The organism is Micrococcus sp. HG099, assembly GCF_024723355.1.
GTDB lineage: Bacteria > Actinomycetota > Actinomycetes > Actinomycetales > Micrococcaceae > Micrococcus > Micrococcus endophyticus.
Window position 1 is genome coordinate 1 of record NZ_JANQCJ010000097.1, and the last position, 9041, is coordinate 9041.

11 protein-coding genes are annotated in these 9041 nt (G+C 75.4%); 8 read left to right on the forward strand and 3 right to left on the reverse strand.

The features are described from left to right. Positions 1-18 precede the first annotated feature (18 nt). Positions 19-489, reverse strand: a complete 471-nt coding sequence (locus NWP10_RS08815) for a DUF3099 domain-containing protein (RefSeq protein ID WP_258300626.1) — start codon at positions 487-489, stop codon at positions 19-21. 167 nt (positions 490-656) lie between these two features. On the opposite strand from NWP10_RS08815, the gene NWP10_RS08820 reads away from it, so the two are divergent. Then, positions 657-1403, forward strand: coding sequence for a beta-ketoacyl-ACP reductase (locus tag NWP10_RS08820; RefSeq protein WP_258300628.1), 747 nt, complete (start codon positions 657-659; stop codon positions 1401-1403). 44 nt (positions 1404-1447) lie between these two features. After that, entirely contained in the window at positions 1448-2212 is a 765-nt protein-coding gene (locus tag NWP10_RS08825; RefSeq protein ID WP_258300632.1) for an SDR family oxidoreductase, read from the forward strand. Between the two features lie 88 nt (positions 2213-2300). Here the strand turns inward: NWP10_RS08825 and serB are convergent, their stop codons facing one another. Then, on the reverse strand, positions 2301-3137 hold the full coding sequence (serB, locus tag NWP10_RS08830) for a phosphoserine phosphatase SerB (protein WP_258300634.1): 837 nt from the start codon (positions 3135-3137) through the stop codon (positions 2301-2303). An 85-nt stretch (positions 3138-3222) separates the two neighbouring features. Here serB and NWP10_RS08835 point away from each other — a divergent pair, with 85 nt between their 5' ends. The 6 genes from NWP10_RS08835 (at position 3223) to NWP10_RS08860 (ending at position 8380) form a co-directional block, all read left to right on the forward strand. Beyond that, a complete protein-coding gene (locus tag NWP10_RS08835) occupies positions 3223-4047 on the forward strand; it encodes an ABC transporter ATP-binding protein (protein ID WP_258300635.1) in 825 nt (274 codons plus the stop codon). Beyond that, positions 4044-4889 (forward strand): sulfite exporter TauE/SafE family protein, encoded by an 846-nt coding sequence (locus tag NWP10_RS08840; RefSeq protein ID WP_258300636.1) that lies wholly within the window; start codon positions 4044-4046, stop codon positions 4887-4889. The genes NWP10_RS08835 and NWP10_RS08840 overlap by 4 nt, the downstream gene beginning before the upstream one ends. Beyond that, a complete protein-coding gene (locus NWP10_RS08845) occupies positions 4882-5742 on the forward strand; it encodes an RNA methyltransferase (RefSeq protein ID WP_258300639.1) in 861 nt (286 codons plus the stop codon). The genes NWP10_RS08840 and NWP10_RS08845 overlap by 8 nt, the downstream gene beginning before the upstream one ends. A gap of 192 nt (positions 5743-5934) precedes the next feature. Further along, complete coding sequence (locus tag NWP10_RS08850; protein WP_017489131.1) at positions 5935-6192, forward strand: type B 50S ribosomal protein L31; 258 nt, start codon at positions 5935-5937, stop codon at positions 6190-6192. 278 nt (positions 6193-6470) lie between these two features. After that, positions 6471-7529 carry a biotin/lipoate A/B protein ligase family protein gene (locus NWP10_RS08855; RefSeq protein ID WP_258300640.1) on the forward strand — a complete coding sequence of 353 codons (1059 nt, stop codon included), beginning with the start codon at positions 6471-6473 and terminating at the stop codon, positions 7527-7529. 659 nt (positions 7530-8188) lie between these two features. Further along, positions 8189-8380, forward strand: a complete 192-nt coding sequence (locus tag NWP10_RS08860; protein ID WP_258300641.1) for a hypothetical protein — start codon at positions 8189-8191, stop codon at positions 8378-8380. 95 nt (positions 8381-8475) lie between these two features. Here the strand turns inward: NWP10_RS08860 and NWP10_RS08865 are convergent. Further along, the coding region (locus tag NWP10_RS08865) for an ERAP1-like C-terminal domain-containing protein (protein WP_258300642.1) at positions 8476-9041 on the reverse strand (566 nt) is incomplete at its 5' end.

The following is a 9041-nucleotide window of genomic DNA, read 5'->3' on the forward strand; positions in this document are numbered from 1 at the left end:
GGTCCATGCCGTCCCCGCTCATGCCGCGCCCCGTCCGGGCAGCCGGCGGGCGCCCTCGGAGGGGGAGCCCGGGGGCAGCGCCCGGGGGCCGGCCTCGCGGGGGTCGTCCACGACGTCGCCGGTCAGGACCACGGGGGAGGCCGGGCCGGGCGCGTCGGCCGGGCGGGCGGTGAGCTCGGGGCCCTCCGCCGGGACCGCGCGCAGGCTGCCGGCCTGCCGGGGGCCGGCGTTGTTCACCTGGACCACGGCCACGTAGGGCAGGGCCACCGCGCCGAGGATGAACAGCAGCTGCCACCAGCCCGTGGTGAACAGGGCGGCGCCGAAGCAGACGGTGCGGATGAGCATCTGGACGAGGTACACCTTCATGCGCGCCTCACGGTCCTCGCTGCGGGGGGCGGAGGCGGTCGTCACCCCCTGGACCTGCGGCCCCGTCGCGCGCCCGGCGCGGGCGGGACGGCCGGCCCGGGAGCCGGCGGCGGAGCTGGTCATGGCGGATCCTCCTGGCACGTCGGGTCACGGAGGGACCCTGCGCGGCCTCGGACGTAGAGTGGTGGTTCACAGGCCGACGCGCCCGTCGGCGGCGTCCCTCGGGACGACGGCGACGCGGGGGCGCGCCGGTGCTCCAGTCTAGTCCCGTCCCGCCCGGAAGGTGCCCCATGGCCGATCAGACCACCCCGACCGCAGCGGACGCGAAGGCCTCCGGCCGCAGCGTCCTCGTCACCGGAGGCAACCGCGGCATCGGCCTGGCCATCGCCCGCGCCTTCGCCGCGAACGGCGACCGCGTGGCCGTCACCTCCCGCTCCGGCGAGGGCCCCGAGGGCGTGCTCGCCGTGCGGGCCGACGTGACGGACGCCGCGTCCGTGGACGCCGCCTTCCGCGAGGTGGAGCAGGCCCACGGCCCGGTGGAGGTCCTCGTGGCCAACGCGGGCATCACCAACGACCAGCTGCTGCTGCGCATGTCCGAGGAGGACTTCACCTCCGTCGTCGACACCAACCTCACGGGCGCCTTCCGCGTGGTCCAGCGCGCCACCAAGGGCATGATGCGCCTCAAGCGCGGCCGCATCATCCTCGTCTCCTCCGTGGTGGGCCTGCTCGGCTCGCCCGGCCAGGTGAACTACGCGGCCTCCAAGTCCGGCCTCGTGGGCATGGCCCGCTCGATCACCCGCGAGCTCGGCGCCCGCGGCGTGACCGCCAACGTCGTGGCCCCCGGCTACATCGACACCGAGATGACCCAGTCCCTCGGTGAGGACCTGAAGGCCCAGTACAAGAAGTCGATCCCCGCTGGCCGCTTCGCGCAGCCGGAGGAGGTCGCCGACGTCGTGCGCTGGCTCGCCTCCGACGAGGCCGCCTACATCTCCGGCGCCGTGATCCCCGTGGACGGCGGCCTGGGCATGGGCCACTGACCCGCCCTCCCGCCCATCGCAGAGCAGACAGGAAGCACACGAACATGACTGAGAAGGACCTCACCGGGCGCGGCGTCGTCGTCACCGGATCCTCCCGCGGCATCGGCGCCGCCACCGCCGAGCTGCTCGCCGCCCGCGGCGCGGGCGTCGTGGTGAACTACCGCCAGAAGGCGCCCCGCGCGAACAAGGTGGTGCAGAAGATCGAGGAGGCCGGCGGCCGCGCCGTGGCCGTGGGCGGAGACGTGACCTCCGCCGAGGACCGCGCCGCGCTGCTCGACGCCGCGGTGGAGAACTTCGGCTCCCTGGATGTGCTCGTCCTCAACGCCTCCGGCGGCATGGAGTCCCAGTTCGGCGAGGACTACGCCATGAAGCTCAACCGGGACGCGCAGGCGGCGCTGGCCGACGCCGCCCTCGAGCGCATGTCCGCCGGCGGGCAGATCGTGTTCGTCACCTCGCACCAGGCGCACTTCATCGACGAGGTCGCCACCATGGACTCCTACGAGCCCGTGGCCCGCTCCAAGCGTGCCGGCGAGGACGCCCTGCGCGAGCGGATCCCCGCGTTCGAGGCCAAGGGCGTCGGCTTCGCCGTCGTCTCCGGCGACATGATCGAGGGCACCATCACGGCCACGCTGCTCGACCGTGCCGAGCCGGGCGCGATCGACGCCCGCCGCGAGGCCGCCGGCCGGCTGTACTCCGTGGAGGAGTTCGCCGCCGAGGTGGCCGCGCTCGTGGGCCGGGACGACCTCGAGGTCGGCCACACCGAGCTCGTGGGCGGCGCCCGCGACTTCCTCGCCCGCGGCCAGGGCTGACCACCGCGCCGACGCACGACGCCCCCGGCCCTGACGGGTCCGGGGGCGTCGTGCGTCCGCGGGCGGATCCGCCGGGGTCAGGGGCAGCTCAGAGGCCCAGGAGCCAGCGCAGCGGGGTGAACGAGGGGACGTCGACGACGACGTCCGCGTGCTCCCGCAGCACGGGCTTGGCGCACAGCGCCACCCCGGCGCCGGCGGCGTCGAGCAGGTCGATGTCGTTGGCCCCGTCGCCCACGCCCACGGCCTGCTCGGGGGACAGGCCCGCGTCCTCGGCCCAGGCGCGCAGCATGGCGGCCTTCGCGGCCCGGTCCACGACGTCGCCCGCCACCCTGCCGGTCAGGTGCCCGTCGTGCACCTCGAGCTCGTTGGCGCAGTAGGCGTGCACGCCCCACGCCTGGGCGAGCGGCGCGAGCACCTGGGTGAAGCCGCCGGAGACGGCGCACACCCGCCCGCCGGCCGCGGTGACCGCCTCGATCAGCGCGAGCGCGCCGGCGGTGGGCCGGATCGCGCGCACCACGTCGTCCACCACTCCCACCGGCAGGCCCGCGAGCGCCTCCACGCGGGCGTGGAGGGAGGCGGCGAAGTCCAGCTCGCCGCGCATGGCCCGCTCGGTGACGGCGGCGACCTCGGCCTCGCGGCCGGCGTGGGCGGCGAGCAGCTCGATGACCTCCTGCCGGATCAGCGTGGAGTCCACGTCCGTCACCACGAGCGGCACGGGCGCCTCGGCGACGGCGGCCGGCAGCGTGTGCACGACCCAGCCCGGGCCGGGCTCCGGGGCGGCGGCCCATTCGTCCGCGGCGAACCGCCAGGCCAGCAGGCCGTCGTCGAGGAGCCGCTCAGCGTCGTCGGGGACGCCCGCCGGGGGCGTGCGGTCGGCGAGGAGGGCGGGGTCGGCGGTGACCACGAGGCGGCGCAGGGTGCTCATGCGCCGCATCCTAGGCGGGGGACGGGGTCGGCGGGCCCGTGCGTCGCTGAAGCGTCGTCCCGCGGGCCGGACTAGGGTGGAGCCCATGACCCTTCCCGCGCCTTCCGACGACTGGTTCCTCCCGGACGAGGACGCCGTGCTGCAGATGCGCCGCGTGCGCGTGCGCCGCGGCCAGACCGACATCCTCGGCCCCCTGGACTGGACGGTCCGGGCGGGGGAGCGGTGGATCGTGATGGGGCCGAACGGCGCCGGCAAGTCCACCTTGCTCCAGATCGCCGCCACCCGCCTGCACCCGACCGGCGGCGACGTCGCGATCCTCGAGGAGGTGCTCGGCGCCGTCGACGTGTTCGAGCTGCGCCCGCGCATCGGCCTGTCCTCTGCGCAGCTGGCCGCGCAGGTCCCTCACGGGGAGAAGGTGCAGGACGCCGTGGTCACGGCCGCGTACGGGGTGACCGGCACGTGGCGCGAGAGCTACGAGGACGAGGACCGCATGCGGGCCCTGGGCCTGGTCTCCTCCTGGGGGCTCTCCCGGCTGGCGCACCGGCGCTTCGGCACCCTCTCCGAGGGTGAGCGCAAGCGCGTGCTGATCGCCCGCTCCCTCATGACCGACCCCGAGCTGCTGCTCCTGGACGAGCCGGCCGCCGGCCTGGACCTCGCCGGCCGCGAGGCCCTCGTGGCCCAGCTCAGCGAGCTGGCCCGGGACGAGGACGCGCCCGCGCTCGTGCTCGTCACCCACCACCTCGAGGAGGTGCCCCCGGGCTTCACGCACGCGCTGCTGCTGCGCGACGGCGACGCGGTGGCCGCGGGCCCGATCGAGCAGACCCTCACGGAGGAGCACCTCTCGGCCGCCTTCGACACGCCCCTGCGCGTGACGCGGACGGATGGCCGCTACACCGCCGTCGCCCAGTGATCGACCTGCTCGGCGCGGACGTCCTCGGGCTGGAGCTCTGGCAGGCCCTGCTGGTGCTGCTGGCCGGCTTCTGGGCCGGCACGATCAACTCCGTCATCGGCTCCGGCACGCTCGTCACCTTCCCGACCCTCGTGGCGGTCGGGTTCCCGCCCGTCACCGCGCAGATCTCGAACGCCATGGGCCTGGTGGCCGCGGGCTTCTCCGGCGTGTTCGGCTACCGCCGCGAGCTCAAGGAGTCCGGCGCCGTGCTGCCGGTGCTCACCGTGGCCTCGCTGCTGGGCGGCGTGCTCGGCGCCTTCCTGCTGATCCTGCTGCCGGCCGAGGTGTTCGGCGTGGCCGCGCCCGTGCTCATCGTGGTCGCGCTGGCCTTCGTGGTGCTCCAGCCGCGCCTGCAGGCCTGGGTCCGGCGCCGCTCGGCGGCGCGCGAGGGCGGTGTCGTGGACGTCCCGGCCCGGCCGAGCCGGCCCGTCAGCCCCGTGCTCTGGGTCCTCGTGTTCCTGGCCGGCGTGTACGGCGGGTACTTCGTGGCGGCCCAGGGCGTGCTGTTGATGGGCATCCTCGGCGTGTTCCTCGTGGGCGGCACCCTCGTGCACGCCAACGCGATCAAGACCTGGCTCTCGCTGGCGGTCAACCTCGTCGCCGCGACGTCGTACCTGCTGTTCGCCTTCGACCGCATCGACTGGACCGCGGTGCTGCTCATCGCCGCGTCCTCCATGGTGGGCGGCCTCGTGGGCGCCCGGATCGGCCGGCGGATCTCGCCGACGGTGCTGCGCATCGTGATCGTGGTGGTGGGCCTGGCGGGACTCGTGAGCATGGTCCTGCGGCTGGTGGACGGTGGCTGAGCCGGCGGCGACGGCGGGTCCGGACGGCCGGGAGGTCCGGCTCGCCCGGGCCGAGGACCTCGCGGACCCCCGGCTCGCCCCGTACACCACGCTCACGGACGCGGCCCTGCGCCGCCGCGTGGACGCCGAGCACGGCGTGTTCCTCGCCGAGTCCTCCCAGGTGGTGCGCCGGGCCCTGGCCGCCGGGCACACCCCCCGCTCCTTCCTGCTGGGGGACCGGTACCGCGAGTCGTTCGCCGACGTGCTCGCCGTGCACCCGGACGTGCCCCTGTTCACGGGCCCGGACGAGGTGCTCACCTCTCTCACCGGCTTCCACCTGCACCGCGGCGCCCTGGCCGCGATGGACCGCCCCGCGCCGCGCCTCGTGACGGACGTGCTCGCCGGCGCCCGGCGGGTGCTCATCGCCGAGGATCTCGTGGACCACACCAACCTCGGGGCGGTGGTCCGCTCGGCCGTGGCCCTGGGCTGGGACGCGCTGCTGCTCACCCCGCAGGCCGCCGACCCGCTCTACCGACGCGCGATCCGCGTGTCCATGGGCACCGTGTTCCGCCTGCCCTGGGCGCGGCTGGAGGGGCCCGTCGCCGAGGCGGTGCCCGCGCTGCGGGAGGCCGGGTTCGCGGTGGCCGCGCTCGAGGTGACCGGGCGGGCCGTGGGCCTGGACGGCCCGGAGCTGGAGCCGCTGCGCTCGGCCGACCGGCTGGCGCTCGTGCTGGGCCAGGAGGGTCCGGGCGTCCGGCCCGAGACGCTGGCGCACACCGACGCCGACGTCGTCATCCCCATGCCCGACGGCGTCGACTCGCTCAACGTGGCCGCCGCGGCGGCCGTGGCGCTGTGGGAACTGAGGTCCCGTTGAGCGGGGCGCTGAGCGCGGAGCCGGGGCGGGACGGCGCGGGTCGGGGACGGTGGCGACACGCCCCGGACGCCCCGCTGGGAGCGACGGGCGCCGGTGGGGTAGAGTGGGCGGTCGGTCCGCCGTCGGGCGTGCCCCCGATCCCACCTCTCGCGCCCCTGGTCCCAATCAGGCGGCTGACACGAAGGATGCACCATGAAGTCTGAGATCCACCCGGATTACCGCTACGTCATCTTCAACGACCTCGCCTCCGGCGAGAAGATCCTCACCCGCACCACCGCGAACTCGCAGAAGACCGCGGAGTGGGAGGACGGCAACACCTACCCGGTGATCGACGTCGAGATCTCGGCCGCCTCGCACCCGTTCTACACGGGCAAGCAGCGCATCATGGACACCGCCGGCCGCGTGGAGCGCTTCAACGCGCGCTTCAAGGGCTTCGGCGGCTCCAAGTGATCGCAGCGGCCTGAGCCGCTCTCACACCAGCACGACGACGGGCCCCGCGCCCCCGGACCATCCCGGGCGGCGCGGGGCCCGTCCGCATCCCCCGGCCCTTTCGTGCGGGAAACGGGAGCCTTCCCTGGCCCTTTCGTGCGGGAGACGGGAGCCTTCCCCGGCGCGTCGGCACCCGTCGGCGTCCGTCGGCGTCCGTCGGCGTCCGACGGACCCGACCCCTCTGCGCCCTCGGCGGACCGCCTGGCCGCGCCCCGCGCGTCGTCCCTAGGCTGGCGGGCATGACCACGCATCACGGCGAGTACAAGGTGGTCGGCGGCAAGCTCGTGGCCGCCGACCTGACCATCGACGACGGCCGCATCGCCGCGGCCAGCATCAACGGCGACTTCTTCCTCGAGCCGGACGAGGCCCTCCAGGACCTCAACGCGGCCGTCACCGGCCTCTCGGCCGACGCCGAGCACCGCGTCATCCAGGCCGCCGTCGAGGCCGGCCTGCGCGAGGACGCCGAGCTGTTCGGCGTGGACGCCCACGCCATCGCCACGGCGGTGCGCCGCGCCCTCGGCAAGGCGACCACCTGGGAGGACCACGAGTGGGAGATCATCCCGCCCGAGCCCCTGCCGATCGCGCTCACCGTCGCCCTGGACGAGGTGCTCACGCGCCAGGTGGCCGAGGGCCGCCGTCGGCCCACCATGCGCCTGTGGCAGTGGAACGAGCCCGCCGTGGTGATCGGCGCCTTCCAGTCGCTGGCCAACGAGGTGGACCCGGAGGGCGCGAGCCGCCACGGCATCAACGTGGTGCGCCGCATCTCCGGCGGCGGGGCCATGTTCATGGAGGCGGACAACTGCGTCACCTACTCTCTGCACGTGCCGCGCTCCCTCGTGGACGGGCTCGAGACCGCGGAGTCCTACCCGTTCCTCGACGAGTGGACCATGGACGCCCTCTCCCGGCTCGGCGTGCAGGCGTTCTACCAGCCGCTCAACGACATCGCCACGGACCAGGGCAAGATCGGCGGGGCGGCCCAGAAGCGGGTCGGGCAGGACGGTCTCCTGCACCATGTGACCATGAGCTATGACATTGACGCGGACAAGATGCTCGAGGTCCTGCGCATCGGCCGCGAGAAGCTCAAGGGCAAGGGTGTGGCCTCCGCGAAGAAGCGCGTGGACCCGCTGCGCCGTCAGACCGGCGTCGCGCGCCCGGAGATCTGGGAGACCATGATGGCCACGTTCGAGGAGCGCTACGGCGCCCGCCGCGTGGAGCTCGACGACGCCACGCGTGCCGAGGCCGAGGAGCTCGCGCGCACGAAGTTCGGCACGCAGGAGTGGACCGCCCGCGTGCCGTGACCGGCCCGGCCGGGGCGTGGGGCGGCCGGCGTGGCAGGATCGGCGCATGAGCGACGACGACGCCGCGCCCGTCCGCCTGGTGGCGCGCTCCGACGCCCCGGCGCGGCCGCGGACCACCGTGGCCGTGGAGTGTGTGCTCGAGCTGGAGCTCGCCGACGGCCGGCGCGTGTCGCTGCTGACCGACCGCGGGTGGAGCTCGAGCGCGGGCTGGGACGGGCTCACCCCGTCGGAGGTGGCCGAGACGGCCGTGACGGTCACCGGCCCGGACGAGCCCGCCCCCGGGATGACCGCTGCCCAGGAGGAGGACGCCCACTGGGAGCACCTGGCCGCGCTGGCGCAGGCCGCCGGAGTGACGATCCCGGCCGGCGCGCTGCGGGCGCTGCCGCTGGAGACGGAGGCATCCGCCGCGCTCGAAGCGCTGGCGGCGCGAGGCCGGGACCGGGCCGAGGCGCTCACCGCCCTCCTGGGCCTGCCCGAGGACCCCTCGGCACCCGCCCGCCCGAGGACGCGCTCAGCGCGACGGCGGTCGCCGGACTTCAGAGGGCGCTCGCCGAGCGGGTCGGCGTGGACCCGGATGCGTCCTCGACCCCGCGGCCCTGGGCGCGCGCCTGGGCCGCGAGGTCGAGCAGGTCGAGGAGCGGTGGATCCTCGCCGCCGACATGAACGCGCTCTCCTTGAACCCCCGTGGCGGGGCGGAGCACCTGGCCCGGCACGCGGTCCTGGTGGCGGCGCTGCGGGAGCGGCCCGTCGTCGTCGAGACCGCGGCGGCGGGGGACCGGACCGCCCTGCGCGCGGCGAACGAGCTGGGGCTGCGCCGCGTGGGACGCGAGCTGCGGTTCCTGGTCCGCTGACGGATCCGCAATCCCCCGGGAGCCTCCCGTCTCCCGCACGACAGCGGTGGGGGAGGCTCCCGTCTCCCGCACGAAAGCGGGGGAGCGGGGGAGGGTCAGGCGGTCGGCTGGGCCGCCTGCACGCGCAGGGACCGGCGCAGCTGGTCCGTGTGCTCCACCACGAGGCGGCGCAGGGCGCCGGGGGCGTCGGGGTGCTCGTCGAGCCAGCGCTGTGCCGAGGCGAGGGTCGGGTGGGACTCCTGCGCCGCGGCGTCGCCGGCCACCGCGTCCTGGTGGCCCGGGAAGAGCCCGCCGATCGCCCGGCTCGCCAGCCCGTTGGAGCGCGAGGCCCACACCTGCTCCAGGCGCTGCCAGAAGCCCGCCTCGTGCTCGGCGAGGAGCTCCACGTCCCCGGCGGCGAAGCCCGCGGCCGTGGCCGAGAGCAGGTCGTTGGACAGCTCGACCCCGTCGGCCGTGCGCCCGGCCATCACGGCCTCCCACGCGGCGGCCTTCACGGCCGGCTCCGGCCGGGCGGCCGTCGCCAGGCGGTGCCAGGTCACGGTCTGGGCGGTGCGGCCGGCCGCGAGCTCGGCGTCGAGCCGGGCCTCGTCCGCCTGCCCGGTGGCCGCGAGGGCCTGGAGCACGAGCCAGCGGATCTCCGCGTCCACGGCCAGGCCGGGGG

Excerpts from the sequence above, each read along its gene's own strand:
- NWP10_RS08815 (WP_258300626.1), bottom strand. The coding sequence starts at position 489 with ATGACCAGCTCCGCCGCCGGCTCCCGGGCCGGCCGTCCCGCCCGCGCC.
- NWP10_RS08820 (WP_258300628.1), top strand. The coding sequence starts at position 657 with ATGGCCGATCAGACCACCCCGACCGCAGCGGACGCGAAGGCCTCCGGC.
- NWP10_RS08825 (WP_258300632.1), top strand. The coding sequence starts at position 1,448 with ATGACTGAGAAGGACCTCACCGGGCGCGGCGTCGTCGTCACCGGATCC.
- serB (WP_258300634.1), bottom strand. The coding sequence starts at position 3,137 with ATGAGCACCCTGCGCCGCCTCGTGGTCACCGCCGACCCCGCCCTCCTC.
- NWP10_RS08835 (WP_258300635.1), top strand. The coding sequence starts at position 3,223 with ATGACCCTTCCCGCGCCTTCCGACGACTGGTTCCTCCCGGACGAGGAC.
- NWP10_RS08850 (WP_017489131.1), top strand. The coding sequence starts at position 5,935 with ATGAAGTCTGAGATCCACCCGGATTACCGCTACGTCATCTTCAACGAC.
- NWP10_RS08855 (WP_258300640.1), top strand. The coding sequence starts at position 6,471 with ATGACCACGCATCACGGCGAGTACAAGGTGGTCGGCGGCAAGCTCGTG.
- NWP10_RS08860 (WP_258300641.1), top strand. The coding sequence starts at position 8,189 with ATGAACGCGCTCTCCTTGAACCCCCGTGGCGGGGCGGAGCACCTGGCC.